This is a genomic window from Methylomonas sp. ZR1, assembly GCF_013141865.1.
Lineage (GTDB): Bacteria > Pseudomonadota > Gammaproteobacteria > Methylococcales > Methylomonadaceae > Methylomonas.
The window spans coordinates 1106588-1131316 of sequence record NZ_RCST01000001.1 but is presented as its reverse complement, the minus strand read 5'-3'; the positions used below and the strand labels follow the sequence as shown (position 1 = coordinate 1131316).

The following is a 24729-nucleotide window of genomic DNA, read 5'->3' as shown; positions in this document are numbered from 1 at the left end:
GTGATTACCCCGCCAAACCAGGATCCAGGGAATATAAAAGAGCTTGTACCAACAAAGAAACATCATTCTTTTCCCGTGCATCCACCGAAAAAACCGGTGGTTTCAAGCCAAAGCCTTGCAGTTGCGCATGGTAGTCTTCTATTGAGGGTGTGCTACTTAAATCCATTTGCGTCACCCCAATCGCTACGCTGGTGTCGTTGATAAACTTACCGAACGCATCCAGAAAAAAACGCATATCCTGAAAAGGGTCTGCGCGGGTGTTGTCTAGCAATAAAATTAAGCCGATGCCGCCGTTGGTCAAAATATCCCACATAAAATCAAACCGTTCTTGGCCGGGAGTACCGTACAAGTGAATTTTTTCACCGCCCGCCAAATTCATGACACCGTAGTCCATCGCCACCGTAGTGGATGCTTTACGATTTTTTGTCATATCACTGGCAGCCGCATCAGTTTTGATCGGAGGCACATCGCTAATAGCGTTGATTGCAGTCGTTTTGCCGGCGCCTACCGGGCCCGTGAAAATAATTTTGTATTGACTCATCGAGATTCCTTATCGTTTGCTAAGCGCCGCGCAATTTATTGAGAATTTTGCTTAATAAACCCTCATTTTTGGGCTTCTTGGTGGGTTCTACGGCAATCACCGCATCGGCTTGACGTTCGCTTTGTTTCAATATGCCTATCGTCTGGCAAGCACTAATAAACACAAACACATACTGCGGTTTGACATGTAACAGACCAGCAACTTCCAATGGCGTTCTCGGTGCCTGAACCAACAATGCGGCAATGCGCAAAGCATCGGGCGTGATGACCAGTCGGGTAAAATTCGGCCATCTTTCTAAGTAGACCGGCCCTTGAATATCCAGACCTATCGGGAAGCGCCCTTTGGATGTCCAGATTGCCAATTTCCAGACAAAAGCCCCCATATCTTGAAACTTATCTTCGGCGCGCTGAATGGCGGTTGTGGAATCGACTGCCGTCAAAATCATTTTGCCGACGGAGCCTTTACCCAATGGCATTCCGGCAAATGCGCGGGTTTGCTTATCGTCGGCATCGATCCAGACTTCCTGGCTTTCCGGAAAAATCGTCAAAGGTTTCCAAATCGAACAAAGTTGCAAAACACGCGACTGTAAATTGGCCGTTTTATATGCCGACATCACGTAGCCCAAAAAATACTGGCGCGGATCGTAACAGGCTGTTAACAGCTGCACCTCGTCGTCAAAATCGATGTCGCTCAGTGTCCCTAAAAACGCTGTGAAGCCGCCTTCGTTCAACTGCATCGCAGAATGATGTTTGCTGGCCTTGTGGTGCTCAGCGGCATCACCTGTTTTTGGCGCCTTAGCCTTATTGACATAGACATCCATAGCCATTTTTTTCGGCTTCTCGTCCTTGGGCGGGGGCGGCATATCAGCTGTCTTTGCAGGTGCTTGCGCAATCTTCGTACGTTCGGCAGCGGCTTTGCGAGCATCGGCAACCGCCTTAATCTTGTTCAGCACCGCCATTATTTGCTGGACATTCACCGGCTTCTTGATGAAGTAAGTATTATCCAGTTGTAGGTTTTGTAATGACAATAAGATGATCGGTCGGCCCGGCGCGGCGGCTTTTCTGGCATCCAGAATATCCCGGGCTTTGGGGTGATCCGCGTCGATCATATCAATGCTGGCTTCGGCATCCTCGACCACGACGGCAGCCCCCCGACAAGGCCCCTTCAGATACATTTCCATGGTTTTATAAGTGCGGGTATCCATGCCATGCAGAGCGATTCGAAATGGCGTTTTGTTCGACTTGCTCATGATGCCTGTCCTTCAAAATAATGTGCCAATTCCAGCCATTCACCCTCCAGCACCACGCCGGAGTCGCTAAATCGCTGCCGATTGAGCTGAAAGCGCTCCCGGTTTTTTGTAGACTTATACAGCTCTAACAAAGCCAGTTGCAAATCCGGACGATCATGTTGCAGGTTGATACCCGTTTCCAGCACATCCATGGCCTGTTCGAGCTGACTGTATTCGATAAAGTCGTTGGCTAAGGCCAAATAATCATGTTGCGCTTCGGTTTGCCGTCTGGACCTGACCAGTTCGCGGCTAGCCAACAGACCTTTACTGAACAAAGAATATCGATTAGCTGGCGGCGTTTGCCCGTCAGTTTTAAGCAAATCCTGACATTGCTGGACCAGCAGCCGCGACTGGCTAGCTTGTATCATACGGCGACTGATCGCAGTTCCCTTCCCATCCAAAATAATCATTAAATCCAACAAGGCCGCGTAGAGTTGCTCGGACAGGCGCCGGTCGTAACAAAAATAAATCCGGCGTAGATGCGCCAGCAGATCTTTCGGGTTTCTACTAATTTTAAAAACTAATGCGGTCAATGCGTAATCAGCATCGGCGCTGGGGCAGCTAAACAAACTAAGCTCCCGGTCGTGCCAAAAATCGGTTTCTTGCGGGATTGCATCCAGCGATGGTCCAGCAAGCAGTCGGGAAAAATATTGGGGCATGCCACCCTCCAAATCAAACGATGCTCGAAGGGTAGCAGTTAAAAAGCCAATTTCCAGGATTTAGTGGGGTATTTGTTGTCTTGCTTCACATATTGCCTGACGAACGGCTGCTGGCGCCGTGCCACCGATATGATTGCGGGCAGCGACCGACCCTTCCAATTTTAGAATATCGAAAACGTCCGCCGTAATGGTGCCGGAAAAGCCCTGCAACTCTGAGAGAGTTAGTTCCGATAGATCCCGCTCTGTTTGCAGTCCTAAGCGCACAGCTTGACCCACGACTTCGTGGGCATCGCGAAAAGGCATACCTTTGCGAACCAAATAATCAGCCAAGTCGGTAGCCGTCGCGAATCCTCTTTTTGCGGCGATGTACATGTTTTCGCGTTTGGCTTGAATGCGCGGCATCATGTCGGCAAAGGCCCGCAGACAATTGATTAAGGTGTCGGCGGTATCGAACAATGGCTCTTTGTCTTCCTGATTGTCTTTGTTGTAAGCCAAGGGCTGGCTTTTCATCAACATCAATAAGGACACCAGATGCCCGGTAACCCGGCCGGATTTGCCGCGCACCAGTTCCGGTACGTCGGGGTTTTTCTTTTGCGGCATGATTGATGAGCCGGTGCAGAATGCATCCGGAATATCGATAAAATTGAATTGCGCACTGGCCCACAACACCAGTTCTTCCGAGAACCTGGACAAATGCATCATGATTAAACTAGCGGCCGCGGCAAACTCAATCGCAAAATCGCGATCACTGACCGAATCCAAAGAGTTATTCGACGGCCGGGAAAATCCCAACAATTCGGCGGTCATGAAGCGATCAATGGGATAGCTGGTGCCCGCCAATGCTGCGGCGCCCAAGGGCATCACATTCAGGCGTTTACAGCAATCTTGCAGACGTTCTTTATCACGGCACAGCATTTCGAACCACGCCATTAAATGATGGCCGAATGTCACGGGTTGCGCGACTTGCAAATGGGTAAAACCCGGCATGATGGTATCGGCCTCGCGTTCCGCCACATCCAATAAAGCGATTTGCAGACGTTGTAACTGCGTCAATATGGTTTCGATTTCGCTACGTAAATATAAGCGAATATCGGTTGCTACCTGGTCATTACGCGAACGGCCGGTATGCAGTTTTTTGCCGGCAATCCCGATCAAATCGGTCAAGCGCGCCTCGATGTTCATGTGCACATCTTCCTGCTTGATTGACCAGACGAACTCACCGCGTTCGATCTCACCGCCGATTTGCATCAATCCGCTGCGAATGTCGGCGAGTTCCTGTTCGGTCAGAATACCTATTTTGCACAGCATGGCCGCATGCGCCAACGAGCCTTGAATATCTTGCCGGGCCATGCGCCGGTCAAAATTGACTGAAGCGGTAAATTCTTCGACAAAAGCATCGGTGGCTTCGGCAAAACGGGCGCTGGAAAGTTTTTCGGTGTTAACGGTGGTCATAAGCAATCAAACGGTAAATGCAAAAGAAGCGGGAATTATACCGATGCTGCGGCTATCCACCTTGGGAATTGCACACTCACTCGCAAACCGCCCAGTTGCGCGGAACGCATAATCTCCAGCGTACCGCCATAAAATAAGGCGATGTCACGTACAATCGCCAAGCCTAGCCCATGTCCCTGCACTGCTTCGTCCAGCCTTAAACCGCGCTTACTGAGTTGCTGCATGTCCTGCGCCGAACAACCCGGACCGTCGTCTTCGACACTGATAGTAATGCCGGCGCCATGTTCAACCGAGACTAGAACCTGCTTGTCAGCCCATTTGCAGGCGTTATCCAACAAATTACCGGTCAGCTCCAGCATGTCTTCCCGATCAAAATTGATTAATTGATCGGGGGCATTGACTTGGATCGCTAAATTTTTCTCGGCATAGACATTTTGCAACAGCATGACTAAGGCAGTGAGTTCTTGCTGTGGATTAAACACGCTGGCGGTTTGCAGATTGCCGGAGATACGGGCGCGTTTTAATTCTCGCTCGATGCGCTCATGGATCGCTTGCGTTTGCTTTTGCAGCAGATTACGCAACTCGGAATGGGCATCCAGTTGCGAATTTTCAGCCAGACAAAACAGCATCGCCAACGGCGTTTTCAGCGCATGCGCCAAATTGCCAATCGCGGTGCGAGACTGGTGCAGGCGCCTCTCAACCAACACTAACAAGCGATTGACTTCCGCAACCAAGGGTTTGATTTCCGCCGGCACTCTGGCTTGGATCTGTGACTGACGGCCGTAGGCAATCTCGGCCAGTTCGTCGCGCGCTGCCTGCAACGGTTTCAGCGATCTGCGTACATCGTTACTTTGCAGGGCGATTGCGATCAAAAGCACCATGGCCGTCAGTACCAGATAGGCAAGCCGGATGTGGTCTATGTCATGGCCAATATCGCTTAAATCCTCGGCGATGCTAATGGTGATTGCATGACCAAATCGCTCGAAACCTCGACTCAAAACCAGTAAAGGTTGGTGATGCGGTCCATCAGGAAAATGGAATTGCCTGGCGGTATTGGCCGGCTCGGTAGTAAAAGGCAAAACGTCGTCTTGCAGCGAACTTGAATAATAGGTTTTTCCGTCAAGCTGGATCACAAAGTAGTGACCCGAATAGGCTTGGCCGTAAACCGTGCCGGCATGCGAGCTATCGAAAATCAGTTGTCCTTCCGCGTTAAGCGTCAAGGTATCCAGCAACGAATCGCCATCGTGCTGTAAGCGGGTCAGCATTTGTTTTTCCGCTACAGAGCGAATCACCCAATCTGCTGCCAACCAGTGTCCGGCAAACACCATACTCAGGATAATGATCAGGCCGCGGTTAAGACGCTGGCGCAATGAGATCACAGTTTGTCGCCGAAGATGTAGCCTTGCCCACGCCGGGTAGCGATCAAATCCTTACCCAATTTACGCCGTAACCGATTGATATACACTTCGATAACGTTGCTGGCCGGGTCACCGTCGCATTCGTAGACGTGCTCAAGTAAATGGGTTTTGGTAAGCAACTTGCCGGGATGCAGCATGAAATAGCGCAGCAAACGAAATTCGATTGCCGTCAGCTCAACATGCTCAGCACCATCAACGCTGACGGTTTGCCTGTCTTCATCCAAGGCCACGCCGCAACCGCACAGTTGCGGCTGCATCATCCCGTGCATACGCTTTAACAGGGCCTGGATGCGTGCCTGTAACTCCTCGATATGAAACGGTTTGCCTAGATAGTCGTCGGCGCCCACTTTAAAGCCGTCGACTTTTTCATGCCAGGCGTCCCTGGCCGTCAGCACAATGACTGGCACATGATTACCCGCTTGCCGCCATCGTCGCAGCACTTCCAGTCCGGGCATTTTCGGCAAGCCTAAATCCAGGATGACAATATCGTAGGATTCAGTCATGCCCAAAAACTCGCCATTCTCACCATCCATGGCCAAATCGACCGCAAACCCGGCTCTTTCCAGATCGGCTTTTAAAGATCGGGACAGGCCTGGATCGTCTTCTACCAGCAATAGTCGCATAGTTGAGTCATAACAATGGTTGGTTTCAAAGAGTTACTCGGAGTAAGGGTATTTTAACCCCGAACTTTTAAGATTGGATTTATCTCGGTTTCCTACACTAGCTACATCTGCAACTAAGCATGCCGAGGTAAACCACATGAATAACCAACACACCGTAGCGGTCTGGGACATTTTTATCCGTATTTTTCACTGGTCGCTGGTCGTTGCCTTTACTGTGGCCTATTTCACCAGCGAGGAAGAAAACGCTTGGCATATTTACGCCGGTTACACGGTTTTGGGTCTGATTATCTTCCGCATTCTGTGGGGAATCATCGGCAGCCGCCATGCCCGATTTAGCGACTTTGTCCGTTCTCCCGGAACTGTTTACCGCTATATTCGCGAACTGCGCGCAGGCTCCGCGAAACATTATGTCGGCCACAATCCTTTGGGCGGCTGGATGGTCATGGCATTGCTCTCAACGTTGCTGGTTGTGACGGTCAGCGGCTTGAAAGTATATGCGATAGAAGAAGGCCGAGGTCCGCTGGCTGCCAATCCAACAACACTAAGTTTGATTAGCGCTGCCCATGCGGAAGAAGACGACGAAGAGGATGGAAAAGCAGAAACGCAAAGCCAAGATGAAGAATTTTGGGAGGAAATTCATGAAGGGGCAACCAATTTTATGCTGGTCCTAATTGCCTTACACGTAGTGGGCGTCTTTGTTTCTGGTAGAGCGCACAACGAACACTTAATCAAAGCCATGCTAACTGGAAAGAAATCAATTAAATGACACTAAAAATGTGAGATTTCCCACAATTTTAATTTTGAATTCATTTTCCATTGTTATAAGTCCCGCGACTTTTAGTTGTCTAAATATGTCGAAATCGACTTTTGAGTTTAGGCAACTGACTACGTGCCTTGCGGCAAGACTTCTTAGCTTTTTGACTTAGTCAGGCTTTACCTCGGTCTATCAAAATCGGGAGGTCGTCGGTTCACCCCGCCAAGTTTCATTGTTAGTTAAAGTCAATTGACACACCACAAACCTACAGGGAACACTCGATGAAACAAATGACATTCTTACTGCCATTGCTGGCGCTCGGCTCTATTGCCGAGGCAAGCGACATCAGGGGCGGGCTAGGCAACTTTGACGCACTGAATCACACCGGCGGTCCGGTCTACGGCATAGAAATAGAACTGGACGATACAAACAGCAAAGATGTAGTCAGCACCTACCCAGGTAATCATTACGGTTACGGAAAAATACGGGAAGACCTCAGCGACCCGGCGCACCCCAAAACCTTCGTACGTTACGAAAAAGACGGTGCCTTCACCAATCCCTATCCAATCGGCAGTACCTTGTATTGCTACGATTTAAGCAAAAATGTCGGCTGCGAACATTTTGGGGTGCACTTTGCCTACTCCGCCACCACGCCTTATAGCGCGGTCAAATACAACTGGCTGGTCAAGGATGGTAGCGGCAAACTGGTTGTTGGTCCCGCGCTGCAGTTGAATACGCCGGTATTCGACTACACCCCACCGACCACTGACTTCCCTGCTCAAGTCGTGGCAACCATGCCGGCTCCGGTTGTTCCGCAAAGCGTCGTAAAAGAATTTGGCGAACCTAGTTGGGTGAAGGTTATTAAAACTAAAACTCACAACGCTCGGGTTTTGGCCTTAGGCGCACTGATCAGTGATGATCATGACCACGACGGTCTAGCAGACTGGACCAATGGCGAGCCGGACGAAGTCGAATCTGAATGGTATTTGCTGCAATCCCACAATGGTGTCAGCAACGCCAAATCCGAATTGCGTGGCGGCAGCGACAGCATGGGCAACAACGCCGAAGAAGTCGTCACCCGCCGTTATGAGTTTTATGCCTATGGCGGTCCCGCCGCGTCCATTGATGGCGAAAAGGGTGAAGCCATGTGCGATGCGGTCGGAACGGATAATCTGCACGGCGACGGCGTAGTGGAAGTAACCGATGCCAACGGCGGCTCTCATGAATTCGATTGTTCGACTGCGGAAATCGTCGGCGCCTATCAAGGTTCGCAAATGACGGAATTCGTGGCTATCTCGCCCTTCGCAATGGTCGATGCGCTGCAAAACGGCAATGTCAACGAAGTGTTTCCGGAGCGGCCCACCGTTAGTGGCGGCAACACCCCTTACGTGGTCAACGTCAGCGCCGGCGCATTACCAAACGGCTTGACTCTTGCGCAAGACACAGGCCTGTTATCAGGCGTGCCTTCCAAGGTAGGCATTTTCAACTTTACCGTCTCAGCAAACGATGCCGATAACACCAGCGCATCTAAAGCTTTTACCGTGAAAGTAACAGGCCCCGGCGATACGGATCGCGATAACGACATCGACATGAACGATTTGAACGCCATCAAAGCCAAATACGGCAAAGTGGTAGCAGCCAACGACCCCGCTGATCTGAATGGCGATTTGCGAGTCAATATTATCGATTACAGAAAGGCAGCTTCGCTTTGTACTTTGCCGCAATGTGCCGTGGTCAACCCTGCGCCCTAGCCCATTTTTTGAATCAGTTTGCCGGAGCGATTGGCTCCGGTTTCCAGCCCTACGGAATATTTTATGAACAAACATTTACTTACCAAACTACTTGCGCTGGCATTCGTCGGGTTTTTCCAGACCACCGAAGCGGCCACCCTTAATCTTAAATTTTCTGACGACACGAATATCCGCTCATTCGCTAAAGGCTCTATTTTCGATGTGAATATTTATATTAATAACGTTGCTGATTTGGCGGGCTTCGATTTCGATCTGACCTACAACAGCACCAATCTATCGGCGCAATTGCTAAGCAGTGGCAGTATTTTTGGCACTGACACCGAAAGTCTGGCGAACAGCATTACCCCAGGCTCGGGCGCAACCTTGGGGAAAATTCATTTTGCCGAAATGCTGTCGGGCAGCGTCGCAACCGGTTTAAATATCTCTGAGCCCACCTTGCTGGGCACCGTCAAATTTCAAGCGCTCAATGTCAGCGCGGGGAATGCCTTAAGCATAATCCCCGACCCGATCTATACGCCGGCACAACTACTATTTCTCTCCGATGGTAGCGGGCCCGCCACAACCATCACAGGCGCTACTGTCCACGTCACTGCCGCACCAGCCGCTGTTCCGTTGCCTGCCTCTGTCTTCTTGTTTGTTCCGGCGCTGTTAGGCGTATTCGGCTTTGGGAAAAAACCAATTTAAAAGCCATAAAGCAGTTCGCCGGGTTATCGCACCGATTTTGTCCGTCGACGGACAAGGTGGTAGCAATGTCAAAAGCCATCCCTTGGGGATGGCTTTTTCGTTTTTAGGAGGCAAAGGGAAAATTAAATTGAACAACGTTTAGTTTATCGTTATAGTGCCTTCCGGCAAATCGCAATCTGTCTGCTAATATGCGCTTACGGGAGGAATATCATGTTAAAAATTGTTTTACGCTGGCTGTTGACGCTAGTCTATCGAGTCAAGGTCCACGGGCTGGAAAATTACGCTAAAGCCGGCAACCGCGTGTTGATCGTCGCCAACCACACTTCATTTCTCGATCCTTTGCTGCTGGGCGTGTTTTTGCCGGACGACATCACCTTTGCGATCAATACCCAAATCTCTGAACGCTGGTGGCTAAAGCCATTTTTGCGTTTATCCAAAGTGTTTCCGATGGATCCAACGCACCCCTTGTCTTTAAAGGCGTTGATTCATCATTTACAAAGCGATACCAAAACCGTGATTTTTCCGGAAGGCCGGATCACCGTGACCGGCTCCTTGATGAAAATCTACGACGGCACCGGCATGGTTGCCGATAAATCCGGTGCAACCTTGTTGCCGATTCGCATCGAGGGCGCTGAATACAGCCGCTTTTCCAAGCTGGGCAGCGTGCGTCAACACTGGTTTCCGCGCATCACCATTCATATTCAGCCGCCAACCTTGATCGAGACTCACGGCGATGTGACCGGCAAAGCTCGCCGCAAGCATAGCGGCCACATCCTGGCTGACATCATGACGGAAATGATGTTTGCCACCAGTCATTACCAACAAACCATCTTTGCGGCCTTATTGGAAGCACGGGCTTTACATGGCGGACGTTACACTGTTGCGGAAGATCTGGAGCGCAAGCCACTAAGCTACGATGCTCTTATCACCCGCAGCATCATCGTAGGCAAACTAATCAAAACCCTCACGCAAACCGGCGAGAATGTCGGCGTGTTGCTGCCCAATAGCTGTAAGACGCTGAACGTGGTACTGGGTTTACAGATTTATCAGCGGGTACCGGCGATGCTGAATTATTCGATAGGCGCCGCCGGCATGGCTGCCGCTTGCCGCACCGGACAAATCAATATTGTGCTGACTTCGCGCAAATTCATTGAATTAGCGAAACTGGGAGACGAAGCCGCAACGCTGGCACAACACGTCAAATTAATTTATTTGGAAGACTTGGCGACATCACTAACAAGCGTCGACAAAATCATCGGCTTGCTACAGGCTAAAACCGCAAGATTTTGGTACAAGAGCCAGAACTACGATGCCGACGATGCGGCGGTAGTATTGTTTACTTCAGGTTCGGAAGGCTTACCGAAAGGCGTGGTGTTGTCGCATGCCAATATCCTGGCCAATCATAAACAAATCAGAGCGCGCATTGATTTCGGACCGGGGGATGTGGTGCTGAATTTTCTGCCGATGTTCCATTCCTTTGGGTTCACAGTCGGCACGATGATGCCAATATTGAACGGCATGACCAGCTTTTTTTATCCGTCGCCGCTGCATTATGCGGTAATACCGGAGATGGCATACGAGGTAGGCGCGACCATCATGTTCGGCACCAATACCTTTTTGGCGGCATATGCCAAAAAAGCCCATCCTTACGATTTTTACTCTTTGCGTTACGTGGTAGCCGGCGCCGAAAAATTGCAGGAAAGCACGCGCACCACTTGGCTGGATAAATTCGGTATCCGTATCTTGGAAGGTTACGGCGCCACGGAAACCTCGCCGGTAACCTCGGTAAACACGCCGATGGACTACAAGGCTGGAAGCGTCGGCCGCTTCATGCCCGATATGCTGCATAAATTGGAGCCGGTGCCCGGTATTGAGAACGCCGGCAAACTGCATGTCGCCGGCCCCAACATTATGAAAGGTTATCTACTGCCGGACAATCCCGGAGTTTTGGTACCGCCTTGCTCCGCTGCTTTCGGCGAAGGTTGGTACGATACCGGCGACATCGTCCATGTCGACGAGGAAGGCTTTATTCACATTCAAGGCCGCAGCAAGCGCTTTGCGAAAATTGGCGGCGAAATGGTATCTCTCACCGCGGTGGAACAATTGGCCATCCACGCTTGGCCGGAAGCGCAGCATGTGGTGGTCAGTTTGCCCGATCCGAAAAAAGGCGAACAACTCATTCTGTTAACGACCCGCCGCGACGCCAACGCCAAACAATTGGCCGACGCATCGACCGGAGTCGCTACCATCAATCTGCCTAAGAAAGTGTTTGTGCTGGATAAACTGCCGGTATTGGCGACCGGAAAAACCGATTATCCTGGTGCGACAGCGTTAGCAGCGCGATTGCTGGAAGGTGGCGACGTCGAGTCGGATTGAGCACGACCCACACCTGGCTTGCCTAACTTAACTACCCTTTAATGCCATGAGCAAACACATCTATCCCCTTTTAGTCGCGCAATTCCTCTCGGCATTTGCCGACAACGCCATATTGTTTACAGTCATCGCCATGGTGATGCAGGATGCGTACCCGGTCAGTTGGTACGTGCCGGCACTACAAAGCGTGTTTCTGGTGGCATTCGTAGTGTTGGCGCCCTGGGTGGGCGGATTTGCGGACAGTCACGCCAAATCGCGGGTATTGATTGTCGCCAATCTGATCAAGGCTTGCGGCGCGGGTTTGTTGCTATTTAACGTCGAGCCTCTATTGGCGTATTGTGTGGTCGGTGTCGGCGCTGCCTTGTACAGTCCGGCCAAATACGGCATTTTGCCGGAACTGGCAGGCCACAACGGTCTGGTTAAAGCCAATAGCTGGATTGAGGGCTCGACGATACTGGCGATATTAACCGGTATGGTGGTTGGTGCAAAACTAGCCGATTATTCGACCAGTTGGGCGTTGGTCGCCACAATAGTCTTGTTTTTGATCTCCGCGGCGGCCACCTTGTTCTTACCGATAGGTTTACGTAAAGCGGCGCCGACCGGCTCGAAAATTGTATTGTTTTATTTGGAAGTTAAAACTTTTTTGGCGATGCCGCGTTCGCGGTTCGCGGTGCTGGGCGCATCCTTGTTTTGGGCAGCAGCAGCCAGTGTGCGGGTGATTATCATCGCTTGGGCGCCTTTGGTGTTAATGACGCATAACGCCAGCGATATTGCCAATCTCACGCTATTTTTGGCTATCGGTATCATCGCCGGTTCGGTCCTGGTCCCGCGCTTGATTCCGCTGGAACATTTGCGCCGGGCGCGCATCCCGGCCTATCTGATGAGCATCTTCATCATCGCCCTGAGTTTCACGGAAGCGGTCTGGCCGGCGCGTTTTGTGTTGTTTTTAATGGGTATGGCAGGCGGCATGTTTATCGTCCCAATAAACGCTGCTTTACAGGAGATCGGCCAACAAAGCATAGGCAGCGGGGGTGCGGTAGCGATGCAGAATTTTTTCCAGAATGTAGCAATGCTATTGTCGGTCGGCGGCTACACCCTGGCGGCGGCCGAACAAGTAACGCCGATTACAGCACTAATCGGCTTGGGCTTGCTACTACTGGCGGCTACTTTTCTGGTGGTTTGGCATTTACCTGAAGTGGAGCACGCGCCTTCCAGCCTTGAATAAAAGTTTGTACCAACAAATCCACGCTTAGCCGGGATGCTTCAATGTCGCTGACCTGCGGTTTGGCAGTCAGCGACAAAATACAGATTCCATGCACGCCGCTCCACAAGGTTCTGGCTGCCAGCCGGCTTTGTTCCGCGGAACTGCCGGGCGTAAGCTGGATAAACAACACCTCGACAATCGCAAACATCTGCTCCACCTTTTGTAGATACCAGTCAGGCTGAGGCTCCTCGCTCTGAATATCGAAGATCATGCGCCAGCGATTGAAATGCCGGGCGGCAAAATTTAGGTAGGTTTCCGCCAAGATCAGAATATTTTCCTCGACACTCGCGGTCGGTTCACAGTGAAGCAATTGTTTAGCCAACTCATCCAGTGTCCGGCCTTTGACGTGGGTTAGCAAATCGTTCATATTGGCAAATACCATATAAATGCTGCCCACGGTATAGCCGATTTCCATCGCGATTTTGCGCACGGTCAGAGCGCTATAGCCGTCCTCTATGACGATAGTTTCCGCGGCGACCAGCACCATTTCCTTGATTTGTTCCTGACTATGTTCGCTTCTTCTTGCCATATGTTCTCTGCGACATGCACTAAAAACAGCTACCATACACGACCTTGCCGCAGGAATCGATAGTTTACATGCACAACGAACTTCTCGATGTCGTCGATAGAGACGATGTAGTGATTGCCCAACAGCCCAGACCGGTGATTCACGCTAACGGCCTGCGCCACCGGGCCGTGCATATTCTGGTTTTCAACGATGCAGGCCGTTTGTTTCTGCAAAAGCGTTCAATGAAAAAAGATTTGAACAAAGGCTTATGGGATACCTCGGCGGCCGGTCACGTCGACGCCGGCGAAAGCTATGACCGTTGCGCGCCGCGCGAATTACAGGAGGAATTGGGTATCATTGGCGAAAGCCTGGAGGGTTTATTTAAATTGGAGCCTAGCACCGAATTGGGTATGGAATTTATCCAGGTCTACCGTTGCCGGCATAACGGACCGTTTAGCCTAGCGACAGATGAAATCGACGAAGGCTGTTGGGCGGAACCGGACATTCTGGATACACGTGTCGCCAAGAACGATCCGACCTTGACGCTGACGTTTAAAATTATCTGGCAACGGTTTAGGAATATTGCAAACTAAATGGGTTGCAAGAAACTCATCATCAATGCCACTTAAACGATGAGATAAAAACGGGGTAAAACATGAAAGTGGCGGAGCGGACGGGGCTCGAACCCGCGACCCCCGGCGTGACAGGCCGGTATTCTAACCAACTGAACTACCGCTCCGCAGTAGAGAGCGGCGCATTCTACAGCATATCGCCCAAGCGTCAAGCAAAAGCCCAAATTAATTATGCCGGCACCATCCTGCCCACTCTGTAACAGCCCCGATACCCATCTTTATCACAGCGACGCAAAACGCGATTACATTCAGTGCCGACAGTGCTTGCTGGTTTATGTTGATTGCTCTCAGCACTTATCGCCGAGCCAGGAAAAAGCTATTTATGATCTACATCAAAATACCATTGACGATCCGGGCTACATTGAATTTCTATCCCGCTTGGCAAAGCCTTTGCTCAGAAAATTACCGAACAATTCTGTTGGACTTGATTATGGTTGCGGCCCAGGCCCGGCGCTTGCAGAACTGTTCAAGGCGCAAGGGCATCGAATCAATGTCTACGACCCACTCTATGTGGACTTTCCTGAACACCTGCAACAAACCTATGATTTTATCGTCTGCACCGAGGTAGTAGAGCATTTTCGCGCGCCGAAACGCGAATTCGACACGCTGTTTAAATTATTAAAACCGGGCGGCTGGCTGGGCATCATGACCAAATTGGTCATAGATGCCGAGGCCTTTGCCAAATGGCATTACAAAAACGATCAAACCCACATCGCTTTTTTCTCGCGACCGACCTTTCATTGGTTAGCGGCGCATTATCATTGCCAAATAGAATTCATCGGCAACGACGCGATTATTCTGCAACGCAATCCTGACCCTTACAACAATTGACTTCCACGGTGATATGGTCGAGCTGCGCGAATTTGCCCAATAGATTCTTGTAATAACTGGGCGATTTTGGCTGCTGCGTGACCAAAACCACGATTGCCGCATAATGATTGGCACTAACGGGCCAAACATGCAGATCGCTGACAAGGCATTCGCCGTCTTCCTCCAGCGCGGATTGTATCGCGTGGGTGTATTTGGGGTTCATGGTCTGGTCCAGCAATACGGGGCTGGTCTCTTTGATTAAGCCGTAAGCCCAGACCAGAATCACTGTCGCGCCAACAAAACCCATCACCGTATCCAGCCAAACCCAACCGTAATATTTGCCAGCCACCAAGGCGACGATGGCCAATACCGATGTAAGGGCATCGGCCATTACGTGTAGATAGGCCGCTCTTAGGTTGTGATCGTGATGATGGGAGCGCTGAGCTTGATCTTTTTGGCCGTGTTCTTCATGGTCATGGTCATGGTCATGGTCATGGTCATGGTCATGGTCATGGTCATGGTGAGCATTATGCCCGTGTCCATGGTGATGATCGTGATGGTCTCGCAATAATAACGCGCTTAACAGGTTGATCAACAAACCCACTTGCGCGACTAAAATCGCCTCGTCAAAGCGAATTATTTCCGGCATCAGTAGCCGTTGTACCGAGTCGGCGATCATCACTAAGGCTACCATCGCTAATGCTATCGAACTGGCAAACCCGCCCAATACACCCACCTTGGCGGGACTAAATGCGAAGGTTTGGTCGTTCTGATGAATACGACTGTAACGGTAGGCGAAGATTGCAATCATAAAAGCCACCACATGCGTGGCCATATGCCATCCGTCCGCCAACAACGCCATCGAATGAAACTGCATACCGGCGACAATTTCCACAATCATCGTCGCAAACGTCAGAAGCAGCACCCATTTCGTACGCCGCTCGCCTTTGCGATTGATCCGCGCGAAATCGTGCGAATGTTGCCAGTTACTCAATTGATGTTCATGCATCCGTAGTTCCTTGTTCGCTAAAGCCGAAATCATTACCGAGACAGCATTTTAGCGCAGCTTACCTGGAAACACTTCCGCAAAGTAAAAGCCCCTGTTATTTGCGGCAAACCGCCGTAAAATAAGGTTTTCAACCTATTCGCCCTGCACTTTCAAGCATTCGATGAGTAATTCCGAGCAGATATTCAGCGTATCTCAGCTAAACCGCGAAGCCAAACGCTTGCTGGCCAGCCATTTCTTAACCGTGCAAGTACAAGGCGAGATTTCCAATCTCAGCCTGCCCTCTTCCGGCCATTACTACTTTACCTTGAAAGACGCGCAAGCCCAGATCCGCTGCGCCATGTTCAAAGGACAACAGCAACGACTAAGGTTCAAACCTGCCAACGGCAATCTGGTGGTCGCCACCGCGCAAGTCAGTTTGTACGAACCGCGCGGCGATTATCAATTGGTAGTGGAAAAGTTGGAAGAAGCCGGCGACGGCGCATTGCGTCTGGCTTACGAACGCCTGAAACAAAAGCTCTTACAAGAAGGTTTGTTCGAGCAAAACCGCAAGAAACCGCTGCCGCAATTGCCAAAACAAATCGGCGTCATCACCTCGGCCAGTGGTGCGGCGATTCACGATATTCTCAGCGTACTGAAAAGGCGCTTTCCGGCTATTCCGGTGCTGATCTATCCGGTAGCCGTGCAGGGCGAAAGCGCTAAATTCGAGATCAGCGCGGCATTGGCAGCAGCCAATAAGCAAGCCCTGGTAGACGTGATCATCCTGGCGCGTGGCGGCGGCTCGCTGGAAGATTTGTGGGCCTTTAACGAAGAAATCGTCGCCAGGGCGGTAGCGGCCAGTGGAATTCCGGTGATTTCAGCAATAGGCCACGAGGTAGATTTCAGCATCGCCGATTTCGTCGCTGATTTGCGCGCACCGACACCATCGGCAGCGGCGGAATGTGCGGTGCCGGACCAGTCCGCCTGGCTTAACCGCTTTGCAGCTATTGAGCACCAACTAACTCGACAGATGAAAGATAAATTACAGCAACAACAGTTGCAATTGACCTGGCTGATTAAAGCCTTGCAAACCCAACATCCTGGGGAAAAACTACAACGCAATGCCCAGCGTCTCGACGAATTGGAACAACGCTTGAATCGGGCGACGCGAGCCGGCTTGGGGCTGTGCCGCCAGCGTCTGGCGTTAAACACCCAGCGTCTGAACGGACAGCAACCGTTGGTATCGATTCACGGCTATCGGCTGCAACTTGATTACTTCCAACAACGATTAAGCCGTTCGATGCAAATTAAACTGACGGCATTGAAAAATCGGCAACGCGCGACGGTACAAACCTTACATGCGATTAGTCCACTGGCAACGCTGGAACGCGGTTATGCTATCGTGCAACGACACGAAAGCTCCCAGCTGGTGAAGTCGGTTAAACAGTTAGCCAAGCTTGAACTGTTCGACATTAGAATGGCCGATGGTCGCATCGTTAGTAGAGTTGATGAGGTGATACCCGATTAAATCTGGCCTGCGCTTTAATTGCCATCGACAATCATCCATCCGTTTTATCGTCGGCGATTACTAGGCATAAAACATGCTTTAGTGCATTAGTTTACAAATCACACGAGTGTTCAAATGACAATATTCGACAGAACCATACCCCTGAGTGTTGGTTATGCTCACATCGATCATGATCACGGCATCTTTATTGATTTGGTAAATCAATTGGATAAGGCCAATAACACTGACTTTCCGGGCTTGTTTGCGCAATTGTATCAACACACCGAAGAACATTTTGAATCTGAAAATCGGTTAATGGCGCAATTCGGATTTCCGGCGGAAACCGAACACAAAGGCGAACATCAACGGGTTTTGGAAGAATTCAAACAGTTTAAAACCCGGATCGACAAAGGCTTAATTTCCTTTGGTCGTGCTTTTGTCAAAGAGCGTCTGCCGCAATGGTTTTTATTGCACATTACGACAATGGACAGTGCACTAGCTTCGCATATTAAAGCACAGCAGGAATTGCAAGACGAATGACGCCTGATAAGGAGCTGAGAATAATAAGAGATTTTTACGACGCCGCCGAAAGCGATGCTATCTATAGGCGTTTGCTCCAGGAACAAAATTGGCCCGACAATTGTTACAGCGTTGCCGGTCGGGAATTTACTTTACCCCGCCTGCAAACCTGGCATGCTGATCCGGGGATAGTTTATAGCTACAGCAATAATCTATTAAAAACTCGGCCCTGGACGCCATTACTATCGGATATAAGGCAAAAAATCGAACAGTTCTTAAACTTTTCGTTTAATTCGGTATTAGTGAATTTATATCGCAACGGCGATGATTATGTAGGCTGGCATGCGGATAACGAAGCGGAGTTGGGACCACAGCCTTTTATCGCATCATTGACGCTGGGAGCGACCCGACAATTTGCATTTCGGCATAAAAAAACCGCGGAAAGCGGCAGTATTTTACTGACTAGTGGAATGCTATTGATTATGCAGCCCGATTTTCAACACCACTGGCTGCATAGTATTCCTGTCGATCAGAAGTTGACTCAAGGACGCATAAACTTAACGTTTCGGAGAGTTATCGCTCCGAAGTAGCTTAGTTTATCGCTTTGGGCAAGCAGCCTTAATGTTGTTCCAATGTTTTAGCTTGCTCAGCTTCAAACTTCTTTCTTTTGTCGCATTTCTCACTGCATACGCAATTGCCGGTGCCGCCGCAAGACCCCTTGATAGCATTCCGACCGAAAAGCACACCGACTGCCATGACGGCAATAACGATCAACATAAATAAAAATGTTACTAAAAAATAACCCATTTTTTTCTCCTGTTTTTTCTAATCACTGAAACGAAAAAAGGAGCGATCCGAAAATCGCTCCCTGTGCTTCGCGTCAGATTAATACAACTTAACCGCCGAAATCATCCAACATAATATTTTCAGGATCCACACCATTAGCCAGCAGCATGTTAATCACTGAAGAGTTCATGATTGGCGGCCCGCACATGTAGTATTCACAATCTTCTGGGTTCGGATGTTTCTTGATGAATTCTTCGAACAACACGTTGTGAATGAAGCCGGTATAACCTTTCCAGTTATCTTCAGGCAAAGCATCCGACAAGGCTACATGCCATTCAAAATTGTCGTTTTCTTTCGCCAGCATATCGAAATCTTCAACGTAGAACATTTCGCGTTTGCTACGTGCGCCATACCAGAAAGTCATTTTACGCTTGGATTTCAGTCTGCGTAGTTGATCGAAGATATGCGAACGCATCGGCGCCATACCGGCACCACCACCGATAAAGACCATTTCAGCATCGGTTTCTTTGGCAAAAAACTCGCCGTAAGGACCGGATACGAACACTTTATCACCTGGCTTCAGGTTGAAGATAAAGGACGACATGATGCCTGGCGGAATGCCATCCGGCGCCCCTGGAGGCGGCGTAGCGATCCTGACGTTCAACATTATTTCTTTTTCTTCAGGATAAGATGCCATTGAGTAAGCACGTAGCGTTGGCTCTTTTACATCCGACACATAGCGCCACAGATTGAATTTATCCCAATCAGGACGGTATTCCTCGGCAACATCCATATCCGCATATCTTGAAATATGGGGCGGACATTCAATTTGGATATAACCACCTGCACGGTAGTTGATGGCTTCACCTTCGGGCAATTCCAAGACCAACTCTTTAATGAAAGTCGCGACGTTGTCGTTGGACTTAACAGTGCATTCCCATTTTTTAACACCGAATACGCTGTCTTCGACTTCGATATCCATGTTTTGTTTGATGGATACTTGGCAAGCCAGACGTTCGCCATGTGCGGCTTCCCGTTTGGTGATATGCGATTGCTCGGTTGGCAGAATGTCGCCACCGCCGCTGTGCACTTTCACTTTACATTGACCACAAGTGCCGCCGCCGCCACAAGCTGAAGACACGAACAATTGGTTGTCCGCCAAAGCGGTCAACAATTTGGAGCCCACCGGTACATGGATTTTCTTTTCGTTATTGATCAGAATTTCCACATCGCCAGAGGCCACCAGTTTACTTTTCGCGCCGATGATCAAAAACACCAGCGCTATCACGATGACCGTGAAGAAAATAACACCTAATGCAATTTCCAGCATTACGATACCCTTATAATTGAATTCCAGAGAAAGCCATGAAGCCCAGAGACATCAAGCCAGCGGTGATAAAAGTGATGCCCAGACCTTGTAATGCAGCAGGAATATCGCTGTATTTCAATTTCTCACGCACACCGGCCATAACGGTAATCGCCAAAGCCCAGCCGAAACCACTGCCTATACCGTATACCACGCTTTCACCAAAATTGTAGTCACGTTCGATCATGAATAAACTACCGGCCAAGATCGCGCAGTTAACGGTAATCAACGGCAGGAAAATACCCAAGGCTTGATACAGAGCCGGAAAGAATTTATCCAAAATCATTTCCAGAATCTGCACAATCGCAGCGATCATACCGATACAGCTCAACAAGCTTAAAAAGCTTAAATCCACGCCAGTAATGCCTATCCAAGATAATGCATCTTCTTTCAACAAAGTTTGGTAAATGAAGTTATTGGCAGGCACTGTTAAGGTTTGCACCACCATAACGGCAATACCCAAACCCATGGCCGTGGAGATCTTCTTGGACACCGCCAAGAAGGTACACATACCCAGGAAGAATGACAGCGCCAGGTTTTCAATGAAAACCGCTTTAACAAACAGACTGATATAGGCTTCCATTAGTGGTGCCCTCCTTCACCGTGAGCAATCGACATGATTTTGAACTCGTTGTGTTCCACTTGCTTTGGTTTCCAGGTACGGAAACCCCAAATGATCAAGCCGATGATGAAAAACGCGCTAGGCGGCAGCAGCATCATGCCGTTCGGTACGTACCAACCGCCATCCTTTACCAAAGGCAGCACATCGAAACCAAGCAGTTTGCCTGAACCCAAAGTTTCTCTGAACAGCGCCACGATGACCAGAATCAAACTGTAACCTAAGCCGTTACCGATACCGTCAACAAAGCTTTGCAGCGGCGGATTTTTCATCGCATAGGCTTCAGCACGCCCCATGACGATACAGTTGGTAATAATCAAACCAACGAATACCGACAGCTTTTTGCTGACATCAAAGGCAAAGGCTTTAAGCAACTGATCGACCACAATAACCAACGAAGCAATGATGATCATCTGCACGATAATCCGAATGCTGCTCGGTATATGCTCGCGCACCGCACTAATCGCTGCGCTCGAACAGGCAGTAACCGAAGTCAAGGCCAATGCCATGATCAATGAGGTAGACATTTGCGACGTTACCGCCAGCGCCGAACATACACCAAGCACCTGCAGGGTGATTGGGTTGTTATCGACCAACGGTTCGAATAATACTTTTTTAGTTTCTTTATCCATGATAAGTCCTAACCGTTTTTTCTAATTTTGTTTAGATAGGTGGCAAAACCTTCGGTACCCATCCAGTATTGGATCAAATTACTGACCCCACGACTGGTTAAGGTTGCGCCGGCCAAACCATCCACTTTGTAAACAGAATCCGGGCGACTGGAATCGACACCACCTTTCACTAAAGTCAAAGCCACTTCGCCTTTGTCGGAATAGACTTTTTTGCCTTTCCACAACGCGCGCCAGTTAGGATTGACTACCTCACCACCCAGGCCGGGGGTTTCACCTTGGTCGTACAGGTTGATGCTCTGTACCGTTTGCGCATCAGCTTCCAAGGCTAAAAAGCCATACATCGTAGACCACAAACCGTAACCGTTGATAGGCAGAATAATGGATTGCAACTGGTCGCCGTTTTTAACCAAAAACACTTTGGTGTATTTGGCTTTTTGACGGATGCTGGCAATATCTTTCTCGACCGGAATCAACTCGTTCTGCGCAGGGTCTTTCGCAGCCTTGCGTTGGTCGTATTCGTCGACATTGATATTGTCTACGTAATCACCTGTTTTCAGGTCGACAATCTTGCTTTCGATTCTTTCCGCAAAGGCTTTGTCGATATCAGTACCCTCTTCCAACAAACCAGCCACATCAAGAATGTTTTTCTTCATGTCCAGGGCTTTGTTGTAGCCTTGCAAAGGCCGTAAAGCGACTGTAGCGATAGATACCAATACGGCGCACACCAAACATAAGGCCAAAGCCACGTTGACGGTTTTTTCCAGGCTGTCGTTACTTAAAGCCAGGATTCTGTCGGCATAAACTCTGAACTGTTCGTAGTACTTGCAGAGTTGCTCGTTGTACTTACAGGTTTTTTTCTCGGCATTAAGCATGGCGTTTGATCCTTCTTCTAATATTTGCTTGAACAACAAAGTAATCAATCAATGGTGCAAACATGTTTGAGAAAAGAATTGCAAGCATCACACCTTCCGGGAAAGCCGGGTTAATAACCCGAATGATGATAATCATCACGCCGATCATGCAGCCGTAAATCCAGCGACCCGTGTCGGTCACAGCGGCAGAAACAGGATCAGTTGCCATAAACACCGTACCGAAAGCAAAACCACCGACTACCATATGCCAGTACCAAGGCATCGCAAACATTGGGTTGGTTGTGCTGCCAACGATATTCAATAAAGTGGACATACCGATCATGCCAATCAACACGCCAGCCATGATGCGATAAGAAGCAACACGTGTATATAACAAGAATGCAGCACCCAACATACAAGCTAATGTGGATGTTTCACCCATCGAGCCGGGAATGAATCCCAAAAACGCTTGGATCCAACTGAAACTCTCTTTAATAGCCTCCACGCCGCCAGCCGATGCCAACGATAAAGCCGTCGCGCCACTGTAACCGTCCACCGCAACCCATACCGCATCGCCGGAAATTGAAGCCGGATACGCAAAAAACAGGAACGCACGACCTGTCAAAGCGGGATTAAGGAAATTTTTACCGGTACCACCGAAAACTTCTTTACCCAACACGATACCGAACGAGATACCTAAAGCCACTTGCCACAAGGGGATGTCAGGCGGCAGGATCAGGGTATACAGCATTGACGATACCAAGAAACCTTCGTTGACTTCATGCTTGCGTACGGTTGCGAACAACACTTCCCAAACGCCACCGACCGCTAAGGTAGTGATGTAAACAGGGAAGAAATACAACATGCCGTGCACCAGGCAGGAAATCGGGTTGTACGGGTTGTAGCCGAATAGCGCCATTGGAATGCTACGCCAGTTGTTAATCGACTCAACACCCAGGCTCTTCATGGCTAAGTTGGCTTGATAACCCGTGTTGTACCAAGCCATCAAAATACAAAACGCCGTGGCGATTACCACGAACGTCATAGTGCGTTTCAGATCGTTACCGTCACGTACATGGGTTTTTCCGCGCGTTACATCGGATGGCGTGTAAATAAAAGTATCCACCATCTCGTAGAGACCGTAATACTTTTCAAACTTGCCGCCCTTTGTAAAATGCGGCTCTATGCTATCTAAAATATCTCTAGCCGACATTATCCTTCCTTCTCGATTTTAGTTAAATTAGCTCTGAGCACAGGCGCGAAGTCATGCTTGCCTGGATCGACAAAAGTGAACAAAGACACGTCTTCTTCACTCAGTTCCAGGCAGCCAAGAGACTGTGCAGTGTCGGTATCGCCGACTACAATGGCTTTCAATAGAGGTGTAGACAAAATATCCAACGGCATCACTGTCTCATACACACCCACCGGCACAATGGCGCGATTGCTACCATTTTTATCGGTGGTCAGCGGAAACAGGCGATTATCTTTACGATCTTTGCTCGACACGTACACATTCATAGCCGAGTATTTGTCTTTGCCGGGAACGATCCAACCGAAAAGCTCACGTTCACGACCTTCTTTAATAGCAGAAACTTGCAAACTGTAAGCACTCAAAAATGCCAGAGATCCGGCAGCCTCGTGGCCATACAAAACAGAGCCCGAAATTACGCGGTTTTCAACATCTTGCAATTCGCCGGCAACCAAATCGTCCAGATTGGCGCCCACACGTGTGCGTACCAATCTTGGGTTTTTAACCGTTGGACCAGCCAAAGAAACGATGCGTTCTACATTCAGCTTACCTGTAGTAAACAATGCGCCAATAGCAATTACCGCCTGGTAATCAATATGCCATACGAATTTATGGATATTGACCGGATCGATAAAATGAATATGGGTGCTTGGCAAGCCGGCAGGATGCGGCCCGGAAAACTCCGCTACCTGAACGGCTTGATTCGCTACCAAATCAGTGCCCGTCGCTTTGCAAAGATAGGTTTTACCGGATGTCAACTTAGAAACTACAGTCAAGCCATTAGCAAAATCGGCAGCACGTTCCTTGATAATGACAGCAGGATCTGCCGCCAGCGGACGAGTATCTATCGCTGTGACAAAAATTGAACTAGGCGTTGTATCGACAGCAGGGATTTTGCCGTAAGGACGTGTCAGGAACGCAGTCCACAATCCTGATGCCAGCAAATTTTCCTTAACCTGTTCTTGAGTCAAATTGCCTAACTCAGCTTCGCCGTATTTGCTGAAAGACTCTTGCTGATTTCCTTGCAATTCAATGACCACAGACAACAGCGCACGCTTGTCGCCACGGTTAATAGCTTTAACCACACCCGCACCGGGTGAGGTAAAGTTGACGCCAGGATTTTTTTTGTCAGAAAAAAGGGCCTGTCCTAATTTGACCTTATCTCCTTCGGCAACCATCATTTTCGGCTTCAGATCGATGTAATCGGCACCCAATAAGGCGACCGATTTGATGCTGTTACCATCGCTAATCTTTTGTTCGGGTCCGCCTGTTATAGGCAAATCCAAACCTTTCTTTATATTAAATTGCATAGTTAATACGCCTGCTCCCCAGACTAGTTGCAGCAAAAAGCCCATTGCGAAACACCGATCCCAAAGGGCACTTCAAGACAAAACATGTTCATTACATCACAAGTTATCGGCTTTCTCAACGGAAAATCCCAAGGCTTGTAGCCCTTTA

25 protein-coding genes and 1 tRNA gene are annotated in these 24729 nt (G+C 49.5%); 10 read left to right on the top strand and 16 right to left on the bottom strand.

Annotated elements, in window-relative coordinates; translation table 11 throughout:
* Positions 1-4: 4 nt before the first annotated feature.
* From DDY07_RS05030 to DDY07_RS05005, 6 genes are read right to left on the bottom strand one after another with little or no spacing between them, the layout of a single operon-like run.
* Positions 5-541 (bottom strand): ATP/GTP-binding protein, encoded by a 537-nt coding sequence (locus DDY07_RS05030; protein WP_033159328.1) that lies wholly within the window; start codon positions 539-541, stop codon positions 5-7.
* 19 nt (positions 542-560) lie between these two features.
* Positions 561-1790, bottom strand: coding sequence for a hypothetical protein (locus DDY07_RS05025; RefSeq protein WP_171695037.1), 1230 nt, complete (start codon positions 1788-1790; stop codon positions 561-563).
* On the bottom strand, positions 1787-2488 hold the full coding sequence (locus tag DDY07_RS05020) for a FimV family protein (protein ID WP_171695036.1): 702 nt from the start codon (positions 2486-2488) through the stop codon (positions 1787-1789). The genes DDY07_RS05025 and DDY07_RS05020 overlap by 4 nt, the downstream gene beginning before the upstream one ends.
* A gap of 60 nt (positions 2489-2548) precedes the next feature.
* Positions 2549-3940: an argininosuccinate lyase gene (argH, locus tag DDY07_RS05015; protein WP_171695035.1), complete on the bottom strand. Its 1392-nt coding sequence runs from the start codon at positions 3938-3940 to the stop codon at positions 2549-2551.
* 35 nt (positions 3941-3975) lie between these two features.
* The gene (locus DDY07_RS05010; RefSeq protein ID WP_171695034.1) at positions 3976-5319 is read right to left on the bottom strand and encodes an ATP-binding protein; all 1344 of its coding nucleotides are present in this window, start codon (positions 5317-5319) and stop codon (positions 3976-3978) included.
* Positions 5316-5981: a response regulator transcription factor gene (locus tag DDY07_RS05005; RefSeq protein ID WP_033159333.1), complete on the bottom strand. Its 666-nt coding sequence runs from the start codon at positions 5979-5981 to the stop codon at positions 5316-5318. The genes DDY07_RS05010 and DDY07_RS05005 overlap by 4 nt, the downstream gene beginning before the upstream one ends.
* A 136-nt stretch (positions 5982-6117) precedes the next feature.
* On the opposite strand from DDY07_RS05005, the gene DDY07_RS05000 reads away from it, so the two are divergent.
* From DDY07_RS05000 to lplT, 5 genes are all read left to right on the top strand, one after another.
* The gene (locus tag DDY07_RS05000; RefSeq protein WP_171695033.1) at positions 6118-6747 is read left to right on the top strand and encodes a cytochrome b/b6 domain-containing protein; all 630 of its coding nucleotides are present in this window, start codon (positions 6118-6120) and stop codon (positions 6745-6747) included.
* Between the two features lie 269 nt (positions 6748-7016).
* The gene (locus DDY07_RS04995; RefSeq protein ID WP_171695032.1) at positions 7017-8486 is read left to right on the top strand and encodes a putative Ig domain-containing protein; all 1470 of its coding nucleotides are present in this window, start codon (positions 7017-7019) and stop codon (positions 8484-8486) included.
* 63 nt (positions 8487-8549) lie between these two features.
* The gene (locus DDY07_RS04990; RefSeq protein WP_033159336.1) at positions 8550-9170 is read left to right on the top strand and encodes a cohesin domain-containing protein; all 621 of its coding nucleotides are present in this window, start codon (positions 8550-8552) and stop codon (positions 9168-9170) included.
* A 210-nt stretch (positions 9171-9380) separates the two neighbouring features.
* Positions 9381-11546: an AMP-binding protein gene (locus DDY07_RS04985; protein WP_171695031.1), complete on the top strand. Its 2166-nt coding sequence runs from the start codon at positions 9381-9383 to the stop codon at positions 11544-11546.
* Positions 11547-11592: 46 nt separating this feature from the next.
* A complete protein-coding gene (gene lplT / locus DDY07_RS04980) occupies positions 11593-12768 on the top strand; it encodes a lysophospholipid transporter LplT (RefSeq protein ID WP_171695030.1) in 1176 nt (391 codons plus the stop codon).
* Here lplT and DDY07_RS04975 read toward each other — a convergent pair.
* Complete coding sequence (locus DDY07_RS04975) at positions 12707-13336, bottom strand: TetR/AcrR family transcriptional regulator (protein WP_171695029.1); 630 nt, start codon at positions 13334-13336, stop codon at positions 12707-12709. The two genes, lplT and DDY07_RS04975, sit on opposite strands and share 62 nt — an antisense overlap.
* A gap of 68 nt (positions 13337-13404) precedes the next feature.
* On the opposite strand from DDY07_RS04975, the gene DDY07_RS04970 reads away from it, so the two are divergent.
* Entirely contained in the window at positions 13405-13908 is a 504-nt protein-coding gene (locus tag DDY07_RS04970) for an NUDIX domain-containing protein (protein ID WP_171695028.1), read from the top strand.
* Positions 13909-13977: 69 nt separating this feature from the next.
* On the opposite strand, the gene DDY07_RS04965 is transcribed toward DDY07_RS04970, so the two are convergent.
* Positions 13978-14054, bottom strand: a tRNA-Asp gene (locus DDY07_RS04965).
* 64 nt (positions 14055-14118) lie between these two features.
* Here DDY07_RS04965 and DDY07_RS04960 point away from each other — a divergent pair.
* Positions 14119-14778 carry a class I SAM-dependent methyltransferase gene (locus DDY07_RS04960; protein ID WP_171695027.1) on the top strand — a complete coding sequence of 220 codons (660 nt, stop codon included), beginning with the start codon at positions 14119-14121 and terminating at the stop codon, positions 14776-14778.
* Here the strand turns inward: DDY07_RS04960 and dmeF are convergent.
* On the bottom strand, positions 14741-15766 hold the full coding sequence (gene dmeF / locus DDY07_RS04955; protein ID WP_171695026.1) for a CDF family Co(II)/Ni(II) efflux transporter DmeF: 1026 nt from the start codon (positions 15764-15766) through the stop codon (positions 14741-14743). The genes DDY07_RS04960 and dmeF overlap by 38 nt on opposite strands.
* 160 nt (positions 15767-15926) lie before the next feature.
* Here dmeF and xseA point away from each other — a divergent pair, with 160 nt between their 5' ends.
* The 3 genes from xseA (at position 15927) to DDY07_RS04940 (ending at position 18358) form a co-directional block, all read left to right on the top strand.
* A complete protein-coding gene (gene xseA, locus DDY07_RS04950) occupies positions 15927-17270 on the top strand; it encodes an exodeoxyribonuclease VII large subunit (RefSeq protein WP_171695025.1) in 1344 nt (447 codons plus the stop codon).
* A gap of 114 nt (positions 17271-17384) precedes the next feature.
* On the top strand, positions 17385-17789 hold the full coding sequence (locus tag DDY07_RS04945) for a bacteriohemerythrin (RefSeq protein WP_051670515.1): 405 nt from the start codon (positions 17385-17387) through the stop codon (positions 17787-17789).
* Positions 17786-18358, top strand: coding sequence for an alpha-ketoglutarate-dependent dioxygenase AlkB (locus DDY07_RS04940; protein ID WP_171695024.1), 573 nt, complete (start codon positions 17786-17788; stop codon positions 18356-18358). The genes DDY07_RS04945 and DDY07_RS04940 overlap by 4 nt, the downstream gene beginning before the upstream one ends.
* Positions 18359-18386: 28 nt before the next feature.
* Here DDY07_RS04940 and nqrM read toward each other — a convergent pair whose 3' ends face one another.
* The 7 genes from nqrM to DDY07_RS04905 form a co-directional block, all read right to left on the bottom strand.
* Positions 18387-18575, bottom strand: a complete 189-nt coding sequence (gene nqrM, locus DDY07_RS04935) for a (Na+)-NQR maturation NqrM (RefSeq protein WP_033159346.1) — start codon at positions 18573-18575, stop codon at positions 18387-18389.
* A gap of 88 nt (positions 18576-18663) precedes the next feature.
* A complete protein-coding gene (gene nqrF / locus DDY07_RS04930) occupies positions 18664-19884 on the bottom strand; it encodes an NADH:ubiquinone reductase (Na(+)-transporting) subunit F (RefSeq protein ID WP_171695023.1) in 1221 nt (406 codons plus the stop codon).
* A gap of 10 nt (positions 19885-19894) precedes the next feature.
* Positions 19895-20503, bottom strand: a complete 609-nt coding sequence (nqrE, locus tag DDY07_RS04925; RefSeq protein ID WP_101052580.1) for an NADH:ubiquinone reductase (Na(+)-transporting) subunit E — start codon at positions 20501-20503, stop codon at positions 19895-19897.
* Entirely contained in the window at positions 20503-21171 is a 669-nt protein-coding gene (locus tag DDY07_RS04920) for an NADH:ubiquinone reductase (Na(+)-transporting) subunit D (RefSeq protein ID WP_020481963.1), read from the bottom strand. Before DDY07_RS04920 ends, nqrE begins: the two co-directional genes overlap by 1 nt.
* Positions 21172-21179: 8 nt before the next feature.
* Positions 21180-22043 carry a Na(+)-translocating NADH-quinone reductase subunit C gene (locus DDY07_RS04915; protein WP_033159350.1) on the bottom strand — a complete coding sequence of 288 codons (864 nt, stop codon included), beginning with the start codon at positions 22041-22043 and terminating at the stop codon, positions 21180-21182.
* Positions 22036-23235 (bottom strand): NADH:ubiquinone reductase (Na(+)-transporting) subunit B, encoded by a 1200-nt coding sequence (locus DDY07_RS04910; protein WP_171695022.1) that lies wholly within the window; start codon positions 23233-23235, stop codon positions 22036-22038. Before DDY07_RS04910 ends, DDY07_RS04915 begins: the two co-directional genes overlap by 8 nt.
* Positions 23235-24581 (bottom strand): Na(+)-translocating NADH-quinone reductase subunit A, encoded by a 1347-nt coding sequence (locus tag DDY07_RS04905; RefSeq protein WP_033159352.1) that lies wholly within the window; start codon positions 24579-24581, stop codon positions 23235-23237. The genes DDY07_RS04910 and DDY07_RS04905 overlap by 1 nt, the downstream gene beginning before the upstream one ends.
* Between the last annotated feature and the right edge of the window lie 148 nt (positions 24582-24729).